The sequence below is a fragment of the Rhizobacter sp. AJA081-3 genome (genome assembly GCF_017795745.1).
Taxonomy (GTDB): domain Bacteria; phylum Pseudomonadota; class Gammaproteobacteria; order Burkholderiales; family Burkholderiaceae_C; genus Piscinibacter.
In genome coordinates, this window is record NZ_CP059067.1 from 2,941,549 (window position 1) to 2,964,449 (window position 22,901).

The window sequence follows — 22,901 nt, forward strand, 5'->3', positions numbered from 1 at the left end:
GAATCCGGGCATGCTGGCCCAGACCCCCACACGCCCGGTTCGATCGCAATACGAGGACTTCATGCGGCACGTGCACATGCACGGCGTCGCGAAGTCCGACCGCACCGGCACCGGCACGAAAAGCGTCTTCGGCCACCAGATGCGTTTCGACCTGCGCGAGGGCTTCCCGCTGGTCACGACGAAGAAGGTGCACCTGAAGTCCATCATCCTGGAACTGTTGTGGTTCCTGCGCGGTGACGGCAACGCGAAATGGCTGCAGGAACGCGGCGTGACGATCTGGGACGAGTGGGCCAGGCCCGATGGCGATCTCGGCCCGGTCTACGGCGTGCAGTGGCGCAGCTGGCCGACACCCGACGGCGGACACATCGACCAGATCGCCGAGGTGGTGAAGCAGCTCAGGAGCAACCCCGACTCGCGCCGCATCATCGTCAGCGCCTGGAACGTGGCCGAGCTGCCGAAGATGGCACTGATGCCCTGCCATGCGTTCTTCCAGTTCTACGTGGCGGAAGGAAGGTTGTCGTGCCAGCTCTACCAGCGCAGCGCCGACATCTTCCTCGGGGTGCCCTTCAACATCGCGAGCTACGCACTGCTCACCCACATGCTGGCGCAGCAGTGCGACCTGGATGTCGGCGACTTCATCTGGACCGGCGGCGACTGCCACATCTACGACAACCACGTCGAGCAAGTCGAACTGCAGCTCTCGCGCACGCCGCATCCCTACCCGCTGCTGAACATCAAGCGCCGGCCGGAATCGATCTTCGACTACGTGTACGAGGACTTCGAGGTGCTCGAGTATCAGCACCACGCGCCCATCAAGGCGCCGGTCGCTGTGTGACCCGGATCGCGGGATTCAATCTCGCTTGAGCCAGAGGTCGGCGATCACCGGGCGGTGCGCCGATGCCTCGGCACCGCCGACGAAGCTGTCCTTCACGCCGATCTGCGGGCTGACCATGATGTGGTCGATGCGCAGGAACGAGAAGCGCGTGCGCAGCGAATGCCCGAACGTGTAGCCGTAGCCCTGGCCCGCGCTGGCAAAGCTGTCGCGCAGGCCCGACTCGCGCAGCGCAGCGATGACCGGCGACGAATCCGGCGCGTTCAGGTCGCCGGCGAGCACCAGCGGGCGAGGCTGGCCGAACAGATCGCGGGCCAGCTTGTGCGCCTGGATCATGCGCATCTCGAAGTTCTCCTGCCACTCCGCCAATCCGCCGAGCCGCTCGTGACGCGTGGCGTTCAGTCCTTCGCGCGGAGACAGCAGGTGGGCGGTGACCATGTCGAAGGCCACTCCGTGCGCGGTGATCGTGCAGCGGACGTAGTGGTGGCCTTCACCGGGGAAGGAAATGTCGCCCGACTGGCAATCCGTCATCGGATGGCGGCTGGCCACGATGTACTGGCCTGAGATGTGGATCTGCCGCGTGCCGAGCGCCGTGCGGAACGCCGGAGGAAGATCCTCGGGCTTGTTGGCCAGGCCCGCGTCCTGCATCACCAGCACGTCGGGATCGTGCAGTGCCATCTCCCAGGCGATGCGGGCGTAGCCGCCCGGCTTGTCGTCGGCGAGGTAGGCTTTGATGTTGAAGCTCATCACGCGCAGAGGCGCATGACCTTCTTCGCCCCGATGGAGTTGCAGACCCATGATGCCGGTGATCACCAGGGCCAGCGCCGCCACCGCGGCGATGCGCCATCGCAGCGGCAGCCAGAACGACAGCAGCACGGCCACGGCGGCAGGCGCCAGGTAAGCGGGGAACGGGATGTAGCGGGCCAGTTCGATCCACCAGGTGCGCTCGGTGCCGAACTCGAAGGCGAGGAACACCAGCAACACGGCCAGCACGCACAGCGCAACGACGAGTCTGGCGGCGCGGCGGCGGGTTGGGCGAGTCACGTGGACATAAACGGTTTGGGGATGGGCTCGGCGCGGCCGCTTGGCCGCGCCGAAATCTGGTGGAGCTGGGGGGAATCGAACCCCCGTCCGCAAGCCATCGTCAGGCAGATCTACATGCTTAGCTGGCTGATTTGGTTTTAGAGGTGCCGGCCGCGCAGCAGCACGCTGCCGTCACCTCGAGTCACTTGATTTAGCCCTGTACCGAGTGACCCGGTGCAGGGCGAGCCAATGTGTATGACCTCGCAGTCCTTGGGTTACCCCTCAGACCCAGCCCATCGGCCAACTGTTGCGAGGCTCACCGGTTTTAAGCGGCGAGGGCGTACGAGTTATCGTTCGCAGTTACTTTGTTTCCAGTGGATTTACGAGCGAACTGGTGCTCGGCATGCCCTGATCCAACTCCGTACCCACGTCGAAGCCAGGTCAGCCCCAAGCGTCGTAGTTTAGGCCAATGCGAGAAGCTTCAAGAGCTCGATCGGGCTTTCGATGACGTGATGGGCGCCCCACTCGCCGATGTGCTCGCCCTCGCCCAGGTAGCCCCAGGCGGCCGCGACGGTGAGCATGCCGGCGGCGCGGCCGGCCTGCACGTCGCGCAGGTCGTCGCCGACGTAGACGCACTCGCCGGCGTCGATGCCGATGCGCCGCGCCGCCTCCAGCAGCGGCGCAGGGTGCGGCTTGGCATGCGGCGTGGTGTCACCGCACACCAGCGTGGCGGCGTAGTCGATGAGTCCGAGCGCGCGCACCAGCGGCTCGGAGAAGCGCGTGGCCTTGTTGGTCACGATGCCCCAGGGCAGCGCCTGGTGGCGCAGCGTGTCGAGCACGGGCTGCATGGCATCGAATACGCGCGTCTCGCGCGTCATGCGCGCTTCGTAGCGCTGCAGGAACTCGTCGCGCAGCGCCTCGAAATCGGCATCCCCCGGCTGCACCTGCAACGCACGGCCGACCATGCCGCGCGCGCCGGAACCCACCATCGGCCGGAAATGCGCCAGCGGCAGCACCGGAAGGCCCCGTGCAGCACGCATGTCGTTGCCGGCGCCGGCGAGGTCGGGAGCGCTGTCGATCAGCGTGCCGTCCAGATCGAACAGCACGGCGCGCACCGGCCTGGTCATGCGGTCTTCCGGCACGCCGCCAGGTAGTTGACGCTGGTGTCGTTCGACATCCAATAGCGACGCGTCAGCGGGTTGTACTCGAGGCCGCGCGTGCCGCTCGCATCGAGCCCCGCATCGCGGCACCAGCGCCCGAGCTCGCTCGGGCGGATGAAACGCGCGTACTCGTGCGTGCCCTTGGGCAGCATCTGCAGCACGTGCTCGGCCCCGACGATGGCGAACAGGAAGGACTTCGGGTTGCGATTGATCGTCGAGAAGAACACCCAGCCCCCCGGCTTGGCCAGCGTCGCGCAGGCGCGCACGATCGACGAAGGGTCGGGCACGTGCTCGAGCATCTCCATGCAGGTGACGACGTCGAAGGCCGCAGGCGATTCCTGCGCCAGCGCCTCGGCCGCCACCTCCCGGTAGGCGATCGACGGCGTGCCTGCCTCCATGGCGTGCAGCTGCGCCACCTTCAGCGGCTTGCTGGCCAGGTCGATGCCGAGCACGTCGGCGCCCCGGCGGGCCATCGAATCGGCCAGGATGCCGCCCCCGCAGCCCACGTCGAGCACCCGCTTGCCGGCCAGCGGCACCAGGCTGGCGATCCAGTCCAGGCGCAGCGGATTGATCATGTGCAGCGGACGGAACTCGCTCTCGGGATCCCACCAGCGGTGGGCCAGCTCGCTGAACTTGGCCAGTTCCTGGGGGTCGGCATTGATCGTCGTGTTCATGGCGTGATCGTAGCGAAGCGCAGAGGCGCAGGCAGGTCCACAAAGCAGAAACCCCGCCGAGGCGGGGTTCCGGAAGAAACCCGCCGAAGCGGGCTTCTGTCAGAAGGATCCGAAGATCACTTCTTGGTGCGGGTACCGACGACCTCGATCTCGACGCGGCGGTTCTTCGCCTTGCCTTCCTTGGTCTTGTTGTCGGCCACGGGCTGCTTCTCGCCCTTGCCTTCGGTGTAGACGCGGTTCTTCTCGACGCCCTTGCTCGTCAGGTAGTCCTTGACGGAGTCGGCGCGGCGCACCGAGAGCTTCTGGTTGAAGGCGTCGCCGCCGTCGCTGTCGGTGTGGCCGACGGCGATGATGACTTCGAGGTTGATGCCGCCCATCTTGCTGACCAGATCATCCAGCTTCGCCTTGCCTTCGGGCTTGAGCACGGCCTTGTTGACGTCGAAGAACGCGTCAGCAGCGAAGGTGACCTTCTCGCTCACCGGGGCAGCCGGGGGAGCCGGGGGAGCCGGCGGGGCGACCGGAGCGGGCGCCGGAGCCGGGGCGGGCGCGGGGGCCGGAGCCGGGGCGGGTGCGGGCGGCGGAGCGGGCGGGGCCTTCTTCAGCGCGCCATCGCACTCTTCCTTGGCGGTGGCGGGCGTCCAGTTGGTGTCGCGCCAGCAGAGTTCGTTCGTGCCGTTCTTCCAGACGTTGCCGTTGCTGTCGACCCAGTTGTCGACCGTCGTCTGAGCGAACGCGCCAGAGGCCGAGGCGGCCAGAGCGGCCGTTGCGAAGAGCGATGCCACCGTGTTCAGTTTCTTCATGATTCTCCTCTCGAGGGAATTGAGCAGTATTTCTGCAATGACGTCCGACCCGGGTTCGGATAGTGCTGGTAAACCCCCGTATACCGGGCGCCGACCACCGACGCGAGATTGTGCCATAGCGTTTTTGCCAGACGGGATTTTGGCGCCCACCCCGGCAGTCCTCGAGAGTGATGTTGCTCTGGTGCTACAAGCCGCGGCACTTACAATCGCCTGTTTCGCGTGTCGCCCCGGCGTCACGTTTGTCCTTGCGTCTCCTCGAGCTCGCGCTCGCACCCCCGCATGACCCAGTTCGCCAAGGAAACCCTGCCCATCAGCCTCGAGGAGGAGATGCGCCGCTCCTACCTCGACTATGCGATGAGCGTGATCGTCGGCCGCGCCCTGCCCGACGCCCGCGACGGCCTGAAGCCGGTGCATCGACGCGTGCTGTTCGGCATGCACGAGCAGAACAACGACTGGAACCGGGCCTTCAAGAAGAGCGCCCGCATCGTCGGCGACGTGATGGGCAAGTACCACCCGCACGGCGACCAGTCCATCTACGACACCATCGTGCGCATGGCGCAGGATTTCTCGCTGCGCCACCTGCTGATCGAGGGCCAGGGCAACTTCGGCTCGGTGGATGGCGACAACGCCGCGGCGATGCGCTACACCGAGATCCGTCTGCACAAGATCGCCCACGAAATGCTGGCCGATCTGGAGAAGGAGACGGTCGACTTCGCGCCGAACTACGACGGCTCCGAGAAGGAGCCGACGGTGCTGCCGACGCGGCTTCCGAACCTGCTGGTGAACGGTTCGGCCGGCATCGCGGTGGGCATGGCCACCAACATACCGCCGCACAACCTCAACGAGGTGATCGACGCCTGCCACCACCTTCTGCGCAACCCGGCGGCCACGATCGACGAGTTGATGGAGATCATCCAGGCGCCCGACTTCCCCACCGCCGGAATCATCTACGGCCTGAACGGCGTGCGCGAAGGTTACCGCACCGGGCGCGGCAAGGTGGTGATGCGCGCCAAGTGCCACTTCGAGGACATCGACCGCGGCCAGCGCCAGGCCATCATCGTCGACGAGATTCCGTACCAGGTGAACAAGAAGAACCTGCTCGAGCGCATCGCCGAGCTGGTCCACGAGAAGAAGATCGACGGCATCAGCCACATCCAGGACGAGTCCGACAAGTCCGGCATGCGCGTGGTGATCGAGCTCAAGCGCGGCGAAGTGCCCGAGGTGGTGCTGAACAACCTGTACAAGCAGACGCAGCTGCAGGACACGTTCGGCATGAACATGGTGGCGCTGATCGACAACCAGCCCAAGCTGTGCAACCTGAAGGATCTGATCGAGATCTTCCTGGAGCACCGCCGCGAGGTGGTGACGCGGCGCACGGTGTTCGAGTTGCGCAAGGCGCGCGAGCGCGGCCACGTGCTCGAAGGCCTGGCGGTGGCGCTGGCCAACATCGACGAGTTCATCGAGACGATCAAGAGCTCGCCCACGCCGCCGGTGGCCAAGACGGCGCTGATGAGCAAGAGCTGGGATTCGTCGATGGTGCGCGAGATGCTCGCCCGCGCCGAGAACCAGGCGCCGGGTGGCCGCGAGGCGTTCCGCCCCGAGAACCTGCCCCGGCAGTTCGGCCTGCAGGCCGACGGGCTCTACCGCCTGAGCGAAGACCAGGCCGGCGAGATCCTGCAGATGCGCCTGCAGCGCCTGACCGGCCTCGAGCAGGACAAGATCGTCGGCGAGTACAAGGACGTGATGGCCGAGATCGCCGACCTGCTCGACATCCTGGCCACGCCCTCGCGCGTGACGACGATCATCTCCGACGAGCTGGCCGCCATCAAGCAGGAGTTCGGCCAGACCAAGGTCGGCGCACGCCGCAGCGTCATCGAGCACAACGCGCAGGACCTCGGCACCGAAGACCTCATCACGCCCACCGACATGGTGGTGACGCTCTCGCACACCGGCTACATCAAGAGCCAGCCGCTGGCCGAGTACCGGGCGCAGAAGCGCGGCGGCCGCGGCAAGCAGGCGATGCAGACCAAGGAAGACGACTGGATCGACCAGCTCTTCATCGCCAACACGCACGACTACATCCTGTGCTTCACCACGCGCGGCCGCGTCTACTGGCTGAAGGTGTGGGAGGTGCCGCAGGGCTCGCGCAACGCGCGTGGCAAGCCGATCGTCAACATGTTCCCGCTGCAACCGGGCGAGAAGGTCAACGTGGTGCTGCCGCTGACCGACGGCTTCCGCAGCTTCCCCGCAGACCACTACATCTTCATGTCCACCGCACAGGGCGTGGTCAAGAAGACCTCGCTCGACGAGTTCAGCAACCCGCGCAAGGCCGGCATCATCGCCGTCGACCTCGATGAAGGTGACTTCCTCATCGGTGCGGCGCTGACCGACGGCAAGCACGACGTCATGCTGTTCAGCGACGGCGGCAAGGCCGTGCGCTTCGACGAGGACGACGTGCGTGCGATGGGCCGCGCCGCCCGCGGCGTGAAGGGCATGCAGCTCGAGGACGGCCAGAGCGTCATCGCGATGCTGGTCGCCGAGGACGAGACGCAGAGCGTGCTCACCGCCACCGAGAACGGCTACGGCAAGCGCACCTCGATCGTCGAGTACACGCGCCACGGCCGCGGCACCAAGGGCATGATCGCCATCCAGCAGAGTGAGCGCAACGGCAAGGTCGTCGCCGCGACGCTGGTGCGCGCCGACGACGAGATCATGCTGATCACCGACACCGGCGTGCTGGTGCGCACGCGCGTCTCCGAGATCCGCGAGCTCGGCCGCGCCACGCAGGGCGTGACGCTGATCGCGCTGGATGCGGGCGCCAAGCTGATCGGCCTGCAGCGCATCGTCGAGAACGACGCGAATGTCGACAGCGCCGGCGAAACGAGCGGCGATTCAAGCGGCGACACCCCCGGCGACGAGCCGACCACCGGAGAGGATTCCTGATGCGTGCACTCATCGTTCTGGCGCTGGTCACCGGCGCCACGCTGGCGCATGCGCAGTCGAACTCGAAGAAGGAACTGGTCGCGAAGGTGCTGCAATTGCAGCAGGCCAGCATCGAGGGACTCGCCCGCAACATCGTCGAGCGCCCCGCGCTGCAGATGATGCAGGCAGCCGGGGCCACGCTGCAGGCGCAGGTGCCACCCGCCAAGCGCGAAGCGGCCGCCAAGTCCATCGACGCCGACGTGCGCAAGTTCGTCGACGAAGGCGTACCCATCCTCACCGAACGCGCCATCAAGATCGCGCCAGCGACCTATGGCGCCGGGCTGGAGGAGAAGTTCACCGAGGACGAACTGCGCCAGTTGATCGCGTGGCTCGAATCGCCGGTGAACAAGAAGTTCCAGCAGAACGTGCCGGAACTGCAGAACGCCTTCACGCAGAAGCTGATCGCCGAGGCCGGCCCGCTGCTCGACCCGAAGCTGCTGGCCCTGCAACGCAAGCTGCAGGCCACGCTGGGCGTGCCGGCGACCCCCGCTGCAACGGCCCCGAAGGCCTCGGGGCCAGCGGCCAAGCCTGCCGCGAAGTGATGCGACAATTTGGCGTCCGCCATGGCTGATTCCACGACCGCGCCACAACACGATCTGCTCGCGCTGCGCACCCGGATCGACGCGCTCGACCGCGAGTTGCTCGCCCTGCTGAACCGGCGGGCCGCGCTCGCCCAGGAAGTCGGCGAAGTCAAGAAGAAGGAAGGCTCGGTGGCCTTCCGCCCCGAGCGCGAGGCGCAGGTCATCGACGGCCTGAAGGCCGCCAACCCCGGCCCGCTGAAGTCGGCCAGCGTCGCGCCGATCTGGCGCGAGATCATGTCCGCCTGCCGTGCGCTCGAAACGCCCACGCGCGTGGCCTACCTCGGCCCGGCCGGCACCTTCAGCGAAGAAGCGGCGCTCGGTTTCTTCGGCTCCTCGATCGTGCGCGTGCCCTGCGCCAACTTCGACGAGGTGCTGCACAACACGGTGGCCGGCTCGGCCGATTTCGGCGTGGTGCCGGTGGAGAACTCCACCGAAGGCGTGGTGACACGCTCGCTCGACCTGTTCCTGACCACGCCGCTGTTCATCATCGGCGAGACCAGCCTGCTGGTGCGCCACAACCTGCTGCGCCGCGACAATACGCTGGCCGGCATCCAGGCCGTGTGCGCGCACCCGCAGGCGCTCGCGCAATGCCACGGCTGGCTGTCGCTGCACCTGCCCGAGGCCGAGCGCCGGCCGGTGTCGAGCAACGCCGAAGGGGCTCGCCTGGCCGCCGGCGACGCGTCGATCGCGGCGATCGCCAGCGAGCGCGCCGGCAGCGAGTTCGGCCTGCACGTGGTGGCTCCGGCGATCCAGGACGAGGCCCACAACCGCACCCGCTTCGCCATCCTCGCGCACCCGGACCGCCAGCCGCGCCCGGCGGCCTCCGGGCACGATTGCACGAGCCTCGTTGTTTCAGTGGCCAACAAGCCCGGCGCCGTGCACGACATGCTCGTGCCGCTGAAGAAGCACGGCGTGTCGATGAGCCGCTTCGAGTCGCGCCCGGCGCGCTCGGGCCAGTGGGAGTACTACTTCTACATCGACCTGCAGGGCCACCCGGACCAGCCGCAAGTGGCCGCCGCGATGCAGGAACTGCGCGCCGTGTGCGCCTTCTTCAAGCTGCTGGGCACCTACCCCATCGACGTGCACTGACCATGTTCAACCAGCTCGGTGTCATCGGTTGCGGGTTGATGGGCGGCTCCTTCGCCCTGGCGCTCAAGCGCGCGGGGCTGGTCAAGCGCGTCATCGGCTACAGCAAGTCGCCCTCCACCACCGAGAAGGCCCGGCAGCTCGGCGTGATCGACCAGGCCGCCGAGTCGGCGCTGCTGGCAGTGTCGGGTTCCGACATCGTGCTGATCGCGGTGCCGGTCTCGGCCACCGAGGCCACCTTCAAGGCGATCCGCCACCTGGTGGAGCCGGGCGTGCTGGTCATGGACGTGGGCTCGACCAAGCGCGACGTGGTCGACGCCGCGCGGCGCGTGCTCAAGGAGCGCATCCCCTCCTTCGTGCCGGCGCACCCGATCGCCGGCAAGGAAGTCGCCGGCATCGCGCATGCCGACGCGACGCTCTACAACGGCCGCCAGGTGATCCTGACGCCCTTGCCGCAGACCTCGCCGGAGCTGGTGCAGAAAGCCACCGACTGCTGGGCCGCGATCGGCTCGCAGGTGCTGCGCATGACGCCGGAGAACCACGACGCCGCCTTCGCCGCCGTGAGCCACCTGCCGCACATGCTGGCCTTCGCCTATTTCAACTCGGTGGCTCGGCAGCCCGCCGGTCGCGACTTCCTGTCGCTGGCCGGGCCGGGCTTTCGCGACTTCACCCGCATCGCCGCCAGCGACCCCGCCGTGTGGCGCGACATCCTGATGTCCAACCGCGAAGAGATCCTGAAGCAGACGCAACGCTTCAGGCACGCGCTCGATGCGATGGAGCACGTCATGAAGTCCGGCAACGCGGAGGCGCTGGAGGACCTGATCCGCAAGGCCTCCGACGCACGCGGCGGCTGGCAGATGGGCGCGAGCAAGCCCAACCGATGACCTGAGCTGCGCAGCCGGGTCTGCGCCGCGCGCCCGATGTACAACGTCCCGTTCCTCGACCTCCCGCCCCTGCAATCGGCCGCCGGCACGGTGCGCCTGCCCGGCTCCAAGAGCATTTCCAACCGCGTGCTGCTGCTCGCCGGCCTGAGCGAAGGCACGACGGTCGTGCACGACCTGCTCGACTCCGACGACACCCAGGTGATGCTCAAGGCGCTGCGCGTGCTCGGCTGCCGACTCGAGCGCGAAGGTGAAGCCCTTCACGTCACCGGCCTGGGCGGGCGGCTCGCCACGAAGACGGCGAAGCTCTTCCTCGGCAACGCCGGCACGGCGATGCGCCCGCTCACCGCGGCGCTGGCGCTGCTCGCCGCCACGCAGGGCGGCGACTTCGAGCTCAGCGGCGTTGCGCGCATGCACGAGCGGCCGATCGGCGACCTCGTCGACGCGCTGCGCCAGCTCGGCTGCGCCGTCGACTGCCTGGGCAACGAGGGCTACCCGCCGCTGCGCCTGCACGCCAGCGGCCAGGCGCTGCGCGCGGCGCAGCCGATCCGCGTGCGCGGCGACGTCTCCAGCCAGTTCCTCACCGCGCTGCTGCTCGCACTGCCGCTCGTGGCGCAGGCAGGCGACATCGACGTCGAGGTGCAGGGCGATCTGATCTCCAAGCCCTACGTCGAGATCACGCTGAACCTGCTGGCGCGCTTCGGCATCGTGGTGCGGCGCGAGGGCTGGCAGCGCTTCACCATCCCGCGCGGTGCCGCCTACCGCTCGCCGGGGCACATCCACGTCGAGGGCGACGCTTCGTCGGCCTCGTACTTCATCGCGCTGGGCGCCATCGCGGCCGACACCACGCCGGTGCGCATCGAAGGCGTCGGCACCGACTCCATCCAGGGCGACATCCGCTTCGTCGAGGCGGCGCAAGCGATGGGCGCACAGGTCGCCAGTGGGCCGGGCTGGATCGAGGTGAAGCGCGGCCGCTGGCCGCTGAAGGCGATCACGCTGGACTGCAACCACATCCCCGACGCGGCGATGACGCTGGCGGTGATGGCGCTGTTCGCCAGCGGCACGACCCGCCTGACCAACATCGCCAGCTGGCGCGTCAAGGAAACCGACCGCATCGCCGCCATGGCCATCGAGCTGCGCAAGCTCGGCGCCGGCGTCGTCGAGGGGGAGGACTTCATCGAGGTCACGCCGGCGGCCGCGTTGCGACCTGCGTCCATCCACACCTACGACGACCACCGCATCGCGATGTGCTTCTCGCTGGCCGCCTTCAAGGGCGTGCCGGTGCGCATCCTGGACCCGAAGTGCGTCGGCAAGACCTTCCCCGACTACTTCGAGGCGCTGTTCGACCTGGTGCGCACGCCCGTCGAATCGGTGCCGGTGCTCACCGTCGACGGCCCCACCGCCTCGGGCAAGGGCACGCTGGCCAGCGCGGTGGCTCAGGCGCTGGGCTATCACTTCCTCGACTCGGGCGCCGTCTACCGCGCCACCGCGCTGTCGGCCATGCGCATCGGCGTGGCGGCCGACGACGAGGCCTCGCTGGCGCGCATCGCGGCCACGCTGCCGCTGCACTTCGTCGGTGGCGACGCCCACCTGGGCAGCGAGAACGTGGCCGACGCGCTGCGCGCCGAGGACGTCGGCGCCATGGCCTCCAAGGTGTCCGCGTGGGGCGCCGTTCGCGAGGCACTGCGCCAGCTGCAGCTGTCGTTTCGCCGCATCCCGGGCCTGGTGGCCGACGGCCGCGACATGGGCACGGTGATCTTCCCCGGCGCCGACCTCAAGGTGTTCCTCACCGCGAGCGCCGCCACGCGTGCGGAAAGGCGCTACAAGCAGTTGATTTCAAAGGGAATTCCGGCTAACATCTCGACCCTTCGTGCCGACCTCGAAGCGCGCGACGCCCGCGACCAGAATCGCAGCGTCTCACCTTTGAAGCCGGCACAGGATGCGCTGCTGCTGGACAACTCGGCCCTCACCGTCGAAGCCTCGATGGAACAGGTGCTGACAGCCTGGGAACAGCGCCGGCCCTTCGGCTGACGAAGCCGCAGGGCCAACCCAGAAGGCCCGTCGCCTCCCCTCCAGTGCCGCAAGGCACGCCGAGGCATCGGATCATCAACCCCAACCCGCAGCGCAAGCTGCACCGAGAAGCTCCACATGTCCCAAACCCAAGCAGCCACCAGCCAAGGCGGCGAATCGTTTGCCGCCCTGTTCGAAGAATCGCTCAAGCGCTCCGAGATGCGCAGTGGCGAGGTCATCACCGCCGAAGTGGTGCGTGTCGACTACAACTTCGTGGTGGTGAACGCAGGCCTCAAGTCCGAAGCCTACGTCCCCATTGAAGAATTCAAGAACGACCAGGGCGAGCTCGAAGTCCAGGTCGGCGATTTCGTGTCGGTGGCCATCGACGCGATCGAGAACGGCTACGGCGACACCATCCTGTCGCGCGACAAGGCCAAGCGCCTGGCCTCGTGGCTGTCGCTCGAGAAGGCCCTGGAGTCCGGTGAGTTCGTCATCGGCACGGTCAACGGCAAGGTCAAGGGCGGCCTGACGGTGCTGGTCAACGGCATCCGCGCCTTCCTGCCCGGCTCGCTGCTCGACACCCGCCCGGTGAAGGACATGACGCCCTTCGAGGGCAAGACCATGGACTTCAAGGTCATCAAGCTCGACCGCAAGCGCAACAACGTCGTGTTGTCGCGCCGTGCCGTCGTCGAGGCCTCGATGGGCGAAGAGCGCGCCAAGCTGCTCGAGACCCTGACCGAAGGCGCCATCGTCAACGGCGTGGTCAAGAACATCACCGAGTACGGCGCCTTCGTCGACCTCGGCGGAATCGACGGCCTGCTGCACATCACCGACATGGCCTGGCGCCGTGTCCGCCATCCGAGCGAAGTCGTTCAGGTCGGCCAGGAACTGCAGGCCAAGGTGCTCAAGTTCGACGCCGAGAAGAACCGCGTCTCGCTGGGCATCAAGCAGCTGGGCGATGACCCGTGGCATGGCGTGTCGCGCCGCTACCCGCAGGGCACGCGCCTGTTCGGCAAGGTCACGAACATCGCCGACTACGGCGCGTTCGTCGAGATCGAGCCGGGCATCGAAGGCCTGGTGCACGTCTCCGAGATGGACTGGACCAACAAGAACGTCGCCCCCGCCAAGATCGTGTCGCTGGGCGACGAGGTCGAGGTGATGGTGCTCGAGATCGACGAGGACAAGCGCCGCATCAGCCTGGGCATGAAGCAGTGCAAGGCCAACCCGTGGGAAGAGTTCGCCACCACCGTGCAGCGCGGCGACAAGGTCAAGGGCCCGGTCAAGTCGATCACCGACTTCGGCGTGTTCGTGGGTCTTGCCGCCGGCATCGACGGCCTGGTGCACCTGTCCGACCTGTCCTGGAACGAGCCGGGCGAAGCCGCGGTTCGCAACTACAAGAAGGGCCAGGAAGTCGAAGCCGTGGTGCTGGCCGTCGACGTGGACCGCGAGCGCATTTCGCTCGGCATCAAGCAGCTCGACAGCGATCCGTTCACCAGCTACACCTCGGTCAACGACCGCGGCATGACGGTGACGGGCAAGGTCAAGACGGTCGACGCGCGTGGCGCCGAGATCCAGCTCAATGCCGACGTGACGGGCTACCTGCGCGCCTCGGAAATCTCCCGCGACCGCGTGGAAGATGCCCGCAACGTGCTCAAGGAAGGCGACGAAGTCACCACCCTGATCATCAACATCGACCGCAAGACGCGTTCGATCCAGTTGTCGATCAAGGCGAAGGACAACGCCGACCAGCAGGAAGCGATGACGCGCCTGTCGCAGACCAACGAGCGCGAGACCGCCGGCACGACGAGCCTGGGCGCCCTGCTGCGCGCCAAGCTCGACAACAAGAGCGAGTGACCCTCGGCTGACCGCGGCTCATGACCCGTTCCGATCTCGTGGCTCAGCTGGCCGAGCGATTCGGCCAGTTGACGCATCGCGACACCGAGTTCGCGGTCAAGACCATCCTGGATGCGATGTCCGACGCGCTCGCGCGCGGGCATCGCATCGAGATCCGCGGTTTCGGCAGCTTCTCGATCAATCGCCGGCCGCCGCGCGTGGGCCGCAACCCGCGCAGCGGCGAGCAGGTGATCATCCCCGAGAAGCTCGTCCCCCATTTCAAGCCGGGCAAGGCATTGCGGGAAGCCGTCGATGCCCATGTGCCGGTGATCGACGCCGACGTCCCTGTCGGTGAGACGCCCCCGAAGACCTGAGCAACGGCGCCCGCTCGCTAGAATCGACGCGGGAGTCCCGATGCGATTGCTCGTCTGGCTCGTTCGAGCCGCCCTCTTCTTCCTGCTCTTCGCCTTCGCGCTGAACAACCAGCACGAGGCTTCCATCCGCTGGTTCTTCGGGCACGAGTGGCGCACGCCGATGGTGTTCGTCGTGCTGGTCGCCTTCGCGATGGGCTGCGTGTTCGGCATCGTCGCGATGCTGCCGAGCTGGTGGCGGCATCGCCGCGTGGCGCGACGCCACGCACCGTCCGCCGACAACGACACGACCACCGACACCTCGCAGCTCGTGCTGCCCACCCTCAGCCCCGAACACCCGCCCCGCGATGGACTTTGACCTGCAGTGGCTGCTGCTCGGCCTGCCGCTGGCCTTCGCGCTGGGCTGGCTGGCCTCGCGCTTCGACCTGGTCCAGTGGAAGCGCGAACAGAAGGATTCGCCCAAGGCCTACTACAAGGGCCTGAACCTGCTGCTCAACGAGCAGCACGACAAGGCGATCGACTCCTTCATCGAGGCGGTGCAGCAGGACCCGGACACTTCCGACCTGCACTTCGCGCTGGGCAACCTGTTTCGCCGCCGCGGCGAGTACGAGCGGGCGGTGCGCGTGCACGAGCACCTGCTCAAGCGTGCCGACCTGCCGGCTTCCGAGCGCGAACGAGCGCAGCACGCCCTGGCGCAGGACTTCATGAAGGCCGGCCTGTTCGACCGCGCCGAAGAGGCCTTCAAGGCACTTGACGGCACGGTGTTCGACACCGAGGCGCGGCTGGCCCTGCTGGCGCTGCACGAGCGCTCGCGCGACTGGCGCGCCGCAGTCGAGGTGGCAGCGAAGCTCGAGCGCAGTGGCAGCGGCTCCTTCTCCACGCGCATCGCCAACTACTGGTGCGAGCTCGCGCTGGAGGCCGATGCGCGCCAGCAGACAGCCGAGGCCGACGCGGCGCTGCAGCGCGCCCGTGAGGCGGCACCGCAGGCGCCGCGGCCGCTGATCATGGCCGGCCAGCGGGCCCGCGCGCGCGCTGACCACCGCGAAGCCCTGCAGCAGTGGGGCACGCTGATGGCGGCGCATCCGGCTGCCTTCAACCTGGTCGCGGTGGACTACGCCGACAGCGCCAAGGCGCTAGGCGAAGGCCCCGCCGCGTTGGAGCGCCTGGACGCGCTCTACCGCCGCGGGCCGACCACCGACCTGCTGGCCGCGTTGGCGCGCCTGGATGAGGACGCGACACGCCAGCGCCGCCGCGTGCTCTCGCACCTGCAGCACCAGCCGGCCCTCTCGGCAGCGCAGTCGCTGCTGCAACTCAGTGCCGGCACGCCGCTCGACGACGCCGAGTCGCAGGCGCTGCGCGACACCGTGGCGCGCGCCGCCAAGCCGCTGCAGCGCTACCGCTGCGCCGCCTGCGCCTTCGAGGCGCAGCACTATTTCTGGCAATGCCCGGGCTGCCTGGGCTGGGACACCTACCCGCCGCAGCGCCAAGAGGATCTGTGATGACCGCCCCGACCCGCGAACAACTCGCCCAGGCCCGCGTACTGGTGGTCGGCGACGCCATGCTCGATCGCTACTGGTTCGGTGCGGTCGACCGCATCTCGCCCGAGGCGCCGGTGCCGGTGGTTCGCGTCAACCGCGAGGAGGAGCGCCTGGGCGGCGCCGCCAACGTGGCGCTGAACGTGAAGACGCTCGGCGCGCAAGCGACGCTGCTCACCGTGGTCGGCGACGACGAGCCGGCGCGCACGCTCAAGAAGCTGCTCGAGCGCGAGGGCGTGGCCGCGCTGCTGGGCAGCGACCCGCAGCTCTACACCATCGTCAAGCTGCGCGTCATCGGCCGTGCTCAGCAGCTCATCCGCATCGATTTCGAGAACCAGCCCGACCACGAGGTGCTCGCCGGCATGCTCAGCGACTACGAACGCGTGCTGCCCGAGCACGGCGCGGTGCTGTTCTCCGACTACGGCAAGGGTGGCCTGACGCACATCCCGCGCATGATCGAACTGGCCCGCGCCGCCGGCAAGCCGGTGCTGATCGACCCCAAGGGCAGCGACTACAGCCGCTACGCCGGCGCGACCGTGATCACGCCCAACCGCGCCGAGCTGGCGCAGGTGATCGGCGCCTGGAGCAGCGAGGCGCAACTGCACGAACGCGCGCAGGCGCTGCGCCGCGAACACCGGCTCGAAGGCCTGTTGCTCACGCGCAGTGAGGAAGGCATGTCGTTGTTCGACAACCTCGGCCACACCCAGGTGCCGGCGCAGGCGCGCGAGGTGTTCGACGTCACCGGCGCCGGCGACACCGTGATCGCCGCGATGGCCGCCATGCTCGCCTGCGGCCATTCGCTGCGCGAGGCGATGCCGGTGGCCAACCGTGCCGGCGGCATCGTGGTGGGCAAGTTCGGCACGGCCAGCGTCAGCTACGAGGAGTTGTTCGCATGAAAGTCGTCGTCACCGGTGCGGCCGGCATGATCGGCAGCAACATCGTCCACGGCCTGAACGCCATCGGCATTGACGACATCATCGCCGTCGACAACCTGACCAACGGCGCGAAGTACCGCAACCTGCTCGGCGCGAAGATCAGCGACTACTTCGACAAGACCGACTTCTACGCCCGCTTCGCGCGCGGTGAGTTCGGCAAGGTCGATGCGGTCCTGCACGAGGGTGCCTGCTCCGACACCATGCAGCACGACGGGCGCTACATGCTCGACACCAACTACCGCTGCTCGAAGGACCTGCTCGACGCCTGCCAGGCCCAGGGCACGAGGCTGCTCTACGCGAGTTCGGCCGCCACCTACGGGGGGAGCGCCTCGTTCCGCGAAGAACCGCAGTTCGAGCAGCCGCTGAACGTCTACGGCTACAGCAAGCTGCTGTTCGACAACGTCGTGCGGCGCATGCTGCCCGCGTCGAAGTCGCAGGTGGTGGGTTTTCGCTACTTCAACGTCTACGGCCCGCGCGAGCAGCACAAGGGCCGCATGGCCTCGGTGGCCTTCCACCACTTCAACCAGTTCTGCGAACGCGGCAAGGTGAAGCTGTTCGGCGAGTACGGCGGCTACGAACCGGGCATGCAGTCGCGCGACTTCGTGTACGTCGACGACGTGGTGGCGGTGAACCTGTGGTTCCTGCAGAACCCTGGGAAGAGCGGCATCTTCAACCTCGGCACGGGCCGCGCGCAGCCCTTCAACGACGTGGCGGTGGCCACAGTCAACGCGGCACGCACCCTGAATGGGGAGGCACCCCTCCCCCTGGCCGAGCTGGTATCGCACGGGCTGGTCGAATACATCCCCTTTCCCGACGCGCTGGTCGGCAAGTACCAGTGCTTTACGCAGGCCGATCTCACCGGGCTGCGCAGCACCGGATGCGACCACGCCTTCGCCGACGTGGCCAGCGGCGTGCAGCGCTACGTGAGCTGGCTCGCCGCGAAAGACTGAGCGGTCGGCCGAGAATTCTTCACGTCCCCCGCCGGAGGGGGCGACGCTCGGGTGGCCCGCCGTGGCGATTCACGGCCGCGGCCCAGCTTCGAACAATGGCTCCAGCAGACACGCAATTCCGCGGCCTGCACCACCCAAGGAGCTTCATCATGTTCAAGTTCATCACCGCCGCCGTCCTCGCCCTCGCCTGCGCCACCGGCTTCGCGGCCACCGACGTCAACAAGGCCAGCCAGGCCGAGCTCGAAGCCGTCAAGGGCATCGGCCCGAGCATGGCCACGCGCATCCTCGACGCGCGCCAGTCCGGCTCGTTCAGCAACTGGGGCGACCTGCAGAGCCGCGTCAAGGGCGTGGGCGACGGCAACGCGCGCAAGTTCTCGGCCGACGGGCTGACGGTCAACGGCTCGGCCTATGCTGCGTCGGATGCCCCGGCCCCCAAGGCGAAGGGCAAGTCCAAGGCGAAGTCGGAGAAGGGCTCGTCGCGCAAGAAGGCCGAGGCGCAGCCGGCAGCCTGAGCTGCCCCGACTTCGCTCAGGTCCAGCCGAAGAAGGCGCGCACCTCGTCGCGGCGCGCCATCGTGTCGGCCACCCCGAGCGCGACGAGTTCGCGCGTGTACGGCGCCTCGAAGAGCAGGTAGCTCGCCAGCGCCGCACCGCGCGCGTCCTCGCCGCGGCCCGACACGCCCACGCCACGCAGCATGGTGCGCACCGGCGCGGGCAGGCTGCCCAGGTGCTTGGCGGCCAGGTCGTCCAGGCGCTGGCTGGGCGCGATCACCAGCGTCTCGATCGGCCGCAGCGTGGTGCGCGCCAGCGCGTCGGGCGGCAGCAGCTTGAGCGTGGCGTTGATGCGCTGCAAGCGCTCCACGTCGACCGCCAGCGCGTCGAGGAAGATGTTCGACAGCGCATGGCCGGCGATCTGCGCCAGGTTGGGGTACTCGCTGCTGTGCGCACGCGGCCCCGGCGGCTCGTGCATGCGGCCGGCACCGATGATGAGGATGCGGGTCGCTCCAAGATGCACCGCCGGAGAGATCGGCGCAGCCTGGCGCATCGAGCCGTCGCCGAAGTACTCGGTGCGGCCTTCGACCGGCAGGGCGACCGCCGGGAAGACGAAGGGGATCGCCGCCGAGGCCATCAGGTGGGGCACGCCGATCTCCGAGCGTACGGCGATGCGCTGCGAGCGCGTCCAGGGCAGGATCTCCTTCACCGCGTCGTAGAAGGTCACGTGCAGGCCGGAGCCGTAACCCGAGGCTGTCACCGCGATGGCCTGCAGGTGGCCCTGTTTCATCGCTTCGCGAAGCTGCTCGCTGCTGACCATGCGGCGCAGCAGGTCGGCGGTGGGTGCGTTGTCGAGCAGCGACTTCGGCCGGGCGCGTCTCCAGCGCGCGATCACCCAGCCCAGCGAGAGCATGGTCAGCCAGCGCGCGCCGGTGCGGATGACGCCGAGCGAGTCGGAACGGTAGATTTGCTCGGCGTGGAAGTTCTCCCACACCTCGGCGAGCACGCGCACCGCGTCGTCGAAGTTGCCGCAGCGGCAGGCCAGCGCCGCCGCGTTGATGGCGCCGGCCGAGGTGCCGGTGATCACCGGGAACGGATTGCCCGGCGGCGCATTCGATTCGCGGCGGATCTGCGCCACCGCCTTGAGCACGCCGACCTGGTAGGCGGCGCGCGCGCCGCCGCCCGTCAGCACCAACCCGGTGGTCTGTTGGTCCTTCACTCGTAGACCACTTCGGCCTTGCCCTGGCTGGCGCCGGCGCGCCAGCGCTCCAGCGCCGCGTCGGTGGGATAGAAGCGCGCCGCGTCACCCAGGTCGATTTCGCCGCTGGCGCGGTCCCGGTGCAACTTCAGCCGCACCGTCAGGCCCTGCGGCAGATCGCCCTGCTCGGTGGCCACGCGCCGCGAAGGGAAGTCGCGCAGCACCTCGGCCACCGGCGGCACGCTGCCGTTGACCTCGACGCGCAGGTATTTGCCGAAGCGGCAGCGTGCGCCCGCCAGATCCCACACCTGCGTGACGTTCAGGCGCAGGCCGCCCGAGAACCGATCGGGCTGCACCTTGCCCTGCACGATGATCAGCTCGTCGTCCTTGAGCAGCTCGCGGTGCGCGTTGAGCAACTCCTCGTTGGCCACCGCCTCGAGCACCTCGGTCTTGTCGTCGATCTTGAAGATCGCCACGCGGCCGCGCTGTCCGTTGACCACGCGCAGGTCGCCGACGATGCCGGCCAGCAGCTGCGGCTCGCGGCTGTCGATCAGGTCGGCGATGCGGCGGCGCGCGATCTGCCGCACCTCGTCGGCGCTCTGGTCGAACAGGTGGCCCGACAGGTAGAAGCCCAGCGCGACCTTCTCGAAGCCCAGGCGCTCCTTGATGCTCCAGGGTTCGGCGGCGACCAGCTCCGGCTCGTGCGTACTCGCCGCATGCGAGTCGCCGAAGTCGAACAGCCCGCCCTGGTCGGCGTTCGCCGCCTGCGTGTCGGCGTAGTCGAAGGCCAGGCCGATGCTCGCCACCATGCACGAACGCTCGGCATGCAGCTTGTCGAAGGCGCCGGCCTTGATCAGCGCCTCGACCGTGCGCTTGTTGATGCGGCTGCGGTCGACACGGTGGCAGAAGTCGAACAGGGACTTGAAGGGCCCGCCTTCCTCGCGCGCCGCGATGATCGCCTCGATGGCGCTCTGGCCGGTGCCCTTGATCGCGCCCAGGCCGTAGCGCACCACGGTGTCGGCCACCGGCGCGAAGCGGTAGCCGCCGGTGTTCACGTCGGGCGGCTCGAAGGTGATGCCCAGCGCGACGGCGTCGTCGTGGAAGATCTTCAGCTTGTCGGTGTCGTCCAGCGCCACGCTCATGTTGGCGGCGGTGAACTCGGCCAGGTAGTGCACCTTCAGGTAGGCCGTGTGATAGGCCAGCAGCGCGTAGGCGGCGGCGTGCGACTTGTTGAAGCCGTAGCCCGCGAACTTCTCCATCAGGTCGAAGATCTCGTTGGCCTTCGGCTCGGGGATGCCCTTCTTCGCCGCGCCCTCGGCGAAGGTGGTGCGGTGCGCCACCATCTCCTCGAGCTTCTTCTTGCCCATCGCACGGCGCAGCAGGTCGGCGCCGCCGAGCGAGTAGCCGCCCACGAGCTGGGCGACCTGCATCACCTGCTCCTGGTAGACCATGATCCCGTAGGTCTCCTGCAGCACCTCGGCCATCAGCGGATGCGGGTACTCGACCTCCTCGCGGCCGTGCTTGCGCGCGCAGAAGCTGGGGATCAGGTCCATCGGGCCGGGGCGGTACAGCGCCACCAGCGCGATCACGTCCTCGAACACGCTGGGCTTGGCATCGCGCAGCATGCGTTGCATGCCCGACGATTCCAGCTGGAACACGGCGACCGTCTTGCCCTCGCTCATCAGCCGGTACGAGCCCTTGTCGCTCAGCGGCAGCGTCTCGAAGGCGAAGTTCTCCTGGCCCAGCCGGCGCGCGCGGATGAAGTCCTTGGCGAGCTCCAGGATGGTCAGCGTGGCAAGACCCAGGAAGTCGAACTTCACCAGGCCGATCGCCTCGACGTCGTCCTTGTCGTACTGGCTCACCGCGCTGTCGCTGCCGGGCTGCTGGTACAGCGGGCAGAAGTCGGTGATCTTGCCCGGGGCAATGAGCACGCCGCCGGCGTGCATGCCGACGTTGCGCACGATGCCTTCGACACGCTCGGCCAGCGCCAGCAGTTCGGCGACCTCTTCCTCGTTCTTCTCGCGCTCCTCGATCTCCGGCGCTTCCTTGCGCGCGTAGATCACGCCGCTGTCCGGCGGGTCGGGTGGGCGGCGCAGCGTCACCGTCTTGCCCGGCGGCGCGGGCACCAGCTTGGCGACGCTGTCGACATGGCCGTAACCCATGCCGAGCACGCGGCCCACGTCGCGCAGCGCCGCCTTGGCAGCCATGGTGCCGAAGGTGGCGATCTGGCTCACCGCATCGCGGCCGTACTTCTCCTTGACGTAGTCGATGACGCGGTCGCGGTTGCCCTGGCAGAAGTCGACGTCGAAGTCGGGCATCGACACCCGGTCGGGGTTCAGGAAACGCTCGAACAGCAGCTTGTAGCGCAGCGGGTCGAGGTCGGTGATCTTCAGTGCGTAGGCCACCAGCGAGCCGGCGCCGGAGCCGCGGCCCGGGCCGACCGGGCAACCATGGCTCTTGGCCCAGTTGATGAAGTCCGCCACGATCAGGAAGTAGCCGGGGAAGCCCATCTTCAGGATCGTCGCGATCTCGAAGTCGAGACGCTCGACGTAGCGCGGCCGCTCCTTCTCGCGCTGCGCCGCGTCCGGGTAGAGCTGAACAAGCCGCTCTTCCAGGCCCTGGTGCGATTGGACGCGGAAGTACTCCGCCATCGGCATCGGCACGTCGTCGACCAGCGGCGTCGGGAAGTCCGGCAGCTGCGGCTTGCCGAGCACCAGGCTGAGGCTGCAGCGCCGCGCGATCTCCACCGAGTTGGCCAGCGCCGAGGGCAGGTCGGCGAACAGCGCCGTCATCTGTGCGCGGGTCTTGAAGTACTGCTCGCGGCCGAAGCGCTTGATGCGTTTCGGGTTGGTCAGCGTCTCGCCTTCGGCGACGCATACGCGCGCCTCGTGGGCCTCGAAATCGTCGGGCTCTAGGAACTGCACCGGGTGCGTGGCCACCACAGGCAAGCCGAGGTCGGCCGCCAGCGGGACGGCGGCGCGCACATGCGTCTCATGGGCCGGCAGCCCGCCGCGCTGCAGTTCGATGTAAAAGCGGTTCGGGAACAAACCGGCCAGTCTCTGCGCGACTGCGCTGGCGCGCACGCCGTCGCCCGCCAGCAGCGCCTGGCCCACGGCGCCGAGCTCGGCGCCCGACAGCACGATCAGCCCTTCGCCATGCTCGGCGAGCCAGTCCCAGCGCACCCAGGCCTGGCCGCGGTGCTCGTTCTCGCGCCAGCTGCGCGACAGGATCTCGCAGAGGTTCAGGTAACCCTGGCGGTTCTGCACCAGCAGCAGCAGCCGGCTGGCCTGCTTGTCTGCGCCATCGGGCTCCAGCCAGACGTCGGCGCCGAGGATGGGCTTGACGCCCTTCTTGCGCGCCGCGCTGTAGAACTTGACGGCGCCGAACATGTTCGAGAGGTCGGTGATCGCCAATGCGCCCTGCTTGTCCTTCGCGGCGGCGCCCACCATGTCGTCGACGCGCAGCGTGCCGTCGACGACGGAGTATTCGGTGTGCGTTCTCAGGTGGATGAAGTCCATGAACGGCATTCTAGGAGGCCCGCCTCCGTAGAATTCACGGC

General features: G+C 68.1%; 19 protein-coding genes and 1 other RNA gene. 13 read left to right on the forward strand and 7 right to left on the reverse strand.

Annotation, left to right across the window (positions count from 1 at the left end; all coding sequences use genetic code 11):
- Positions 1–10: 10 nt before the first annotated feature.
- Positions 11–835, forward strand: a complete 825-nt coding sequence (locus HZ992_RS14000) for a thymidylate synthase (RefSeq protein WP_209382456.1) — start codon at positions 11–13, stop codon at positions 833–835.
- 15 nt (positions 836–850) lie between these two features.
- On the opposite strand, the gene HZ992_RS14005 is transcribed toward HZ992_RS14000, so the two are convergent.
- The 5 genes from HZ992_RS14005 to ompA form a co-directional block, all read right to left on the reverse strand.
- Complete coding sequence (locus HZ992_RS14005) at positions 851–1,876, reverse strand: endonuclease/exonuclease/phosphatase family protein (protein WP_209382457.1); 1,026 nt, start codon at positions 1,874–1,876, stop codon at positions 851–853.
- Positions 1,877–1,933: 57 nt separating this feature from the next.
- Positions 1,934–2,304: a transfer-messenger RNA gene (ssrA, locus tag HZ992_RS14010) on the reverse strand.
- Positions 2,305–2,316: 12 nt separating this feature from the next.
- On the reverse strand, positions 2,317–2,982 hold the full coding sequence (gene gph / locus HZ992_RS14015; RefSeq protein WP_209382458.1) for a phosphoglycolate phosphatase: 666 nt from the start codon (positions 2,980–2,982) through the stop codon (positions 2,317–2,319).
- Complete coding sequence (ubiG, locus tag HZ992_RS14020) at positions 2,979–3,689, reverse strand: bifunctional 2-polyprenyl-6-hydroxyphenol methylase/3-demethylubiquinol 3-O-methyltransferase UbiG (protein ID WP_209382459.1); 711 nt, start codon at positions 3,687–3,689, stop codon at positions 2,979–2,981. Before ubiG ends, gph begins: the two co-directional genes overlap by 4 nt.
- Before the next feature lie 116 nt (positions 3,690–3,805).
- On the reverse strand, positions 3,806–4,489 hold the full coding sequence (gene ompA / locus HZ992_RS14025) for an outer membrane protein OmpA (protein WP_209382460.1): 684 nt from the start codon (positions 4,487–4,489) through the stop codon (positions 3,806–3,808).
- Between the two features lie 279 nt (positions 4,490–4,768).
- Here ompA and gyrA point away from each other — a divergent pair, with 279 nt between their 5' ends.
- The 12 genes from gyrA to HZ992_RS14085 all read left to right on the forward strand — a co-directional run bounded on the left by gyrA (position 4,769) and on the right by HZ992_RS14085 (position 18,165).
- On the forward strand, positions 4,769–7,432 hold the full coding sequence (gene gyrA, locus HZ992_RS14030) for a DNA gyrase subunit A (RefSeq protein WP_209382461.1): 2,664 nt from the start codon (positions 4,769–4,771) through the stop codon (positions 7,430–7,432).
- Positions 7,432–8,013: a DUF2059 domain-containing protein gene (locus tag HZ992_RS14035; RefSeq protein ID WP_209382462.1), complete on the forward strand. Its 582-nt coding sequence runs from the start codon at positions 7,432–7,434 to the stop codon at positions 8,011–8,013. Before gyrA ends, HZ992_RS14035 begins: the two co-directional genes overlap by 1 nt.
- 21 nt (positions 8,014–8,034) lie before the next feature.
- Positions 8,035–9,141, forward strand: coding sequence for a prephenate dehydratase (gene pheA / locus HZ992_RS14040; RefSeq protein WP_209382463.1), 1,107 nt, complete (start codon positions 8,035–8,037; stop codon positions 9,139–9,141).
- Between the two features lie 2 nt (positions 9,142–9,143).
- Positions 9,144–10,022, forward strand: a complete 879-nt coding sequence (locus tag HZ992_RS14045) for a prephenate dehydrogenase (protein WP_209382464.1) — start codon at positions 9,144–9,146, stop codon at positions 10,020–10,022.
- 36 nt (positions 10,023–10,058) lie between these two features.
- Positions 10,059–12,050, forward strand: a complete 1,992-nt coding sequence (locus tag HZ992_RS14050; RefSeq protein WP_209382465.1) for a bifunctional 3-phosphoshikimate 1-carboxyvinyltransferase/cytidylate kinase — start codon at positions 10,059–10,061, stop codon at positions 12,048–12,050.
- 66 nt (positions 12,051–12,116) lie between these two features.
- Positions 12,117–13,883 (forward strand): 30S ribosomal protein S1, encoded by a 1,767-nt coding sequence (gene rpsA, locus HZ992_RS14055; RefSeq protein WP_371816829.1) that lies wholly within the window; start codon positions 12,117–12,119, stop codon positions 13,881–13,883.
- Between the two features lie 20 nt (positions 13,884–13,903).
- Positions 13,904–14,236, forward strand: a complete 333-nt coding sequence (locus HZ992_RS14060) for an integration host factor subunit beta (RefSeq protein ID WP_209382467.1) — start codon at positions 13,904–13,906, stop codon at positions 14,234–14,236.
- A gap of 40 nt (positions 14,237–14,276) precedes the next feature.
- Entirely contained in the window at positions 14,277–14,591 is a 315-nt protein-coding gene (locus tag HZ992_RS14065; protein WP_209382468.1) for a lipopolysaccharide assembly protein LapA domain-containing protein, read from the forward strand.
- Positions 14,581–15,732 carry a lipopolysaccharide assembly protein LapB gene (lapB, locus tag HZ992_RS14070; protein ID WP_209382469.1) on the forward strand — a complete coding sequence of 384 codons (1,152 nt, stop codon included), beginning with the start codon at positions 14,581–14,583 and terminating at the stop codon, positions 15,730–15,732. The genes HZ992_RS14065 and lapB overlap by 11 nt, the downstream gene beginning before the upstream one ends.
- The gene (rfaE1, locus tag HZ992_RS14075) at positions 15,732–16,664 is read left to right on the forward strand and encodes a D-glycero-beta-D-manno-heptose-7-phosphate kinase (RefSeq protein ID WP_209382470.1); all 933 of its coding nucleotides are present in this window, start codon (positions 15,732–15,734) and stop codon (positions 16,662–16,664) included. Before lapB ends, rfaE1 begins: the two co-directional genes overlap by 1 nt.
- Positions 16,661–17,653: an ADP-glyceromanno-heptose 6-epimerase gene (gene rfaD, locus HZ992_RS14080; RefSeq protein ID WP_209382471.1), complete on the forward strand. Its 993-nt coding sequence runs from the start codon at positions 16,661–16,663 to the stop codon at positions 17,651–17,653. Before rfaE1 ends, rfaD begins: the two co-directional genes overlap by 4 nt.
- Before the next feature lie 149 nt (positions 17,654–17,802).
- A complete protein-coding gene (locus tag HZ992_RS14085) occupies positions 17,803–18,165 on the forward strand; it encodes a ComEA family DNA-binding protein (protein WP_209382472.1) in 363 nt (120 codons plus the stop codon).
- 16 nt (positions 18,166–18,181) lie between these two features.
- On the opposite strand, the gene HZ992_RS14090 is transcribed toward HZ992_RS14085, so the two are convergent.
- Together HZ992_RS14090 and dnaE are read right to left on the reverse strand one after the other, a co-directional pair.
- Positions 18,182–19,363 (reverse strand): patatin-like phospholipase family protein, encoded by a 1,182-nt coding sequence (locus HZ992_RS14090; protein WP_209382473.1) that lies wholly within the window; start codon positions 19,361–19,363, stop codon positions 18,182–18,184.
- Positions 19,360–22,860 carry a DNA polymerase III subunit alpha gene (dnaE, locus tag HZ992_RS14095; RefSeq protein WP_209382474.1) on the reverse strand — a complete coding sequence of 1,167 codons (3,501 nt, stop codon included), beginning with the start codon at positions 22,858–22,860 and terminating at the stop codon, positions 19,360–19,362. Before dnaE ends, HZ992_RS14090 begins: the two co-directional genes overlap by 4 nt.
- Positions 22,861–22,901: the final 41 nt, after the last annotated feature.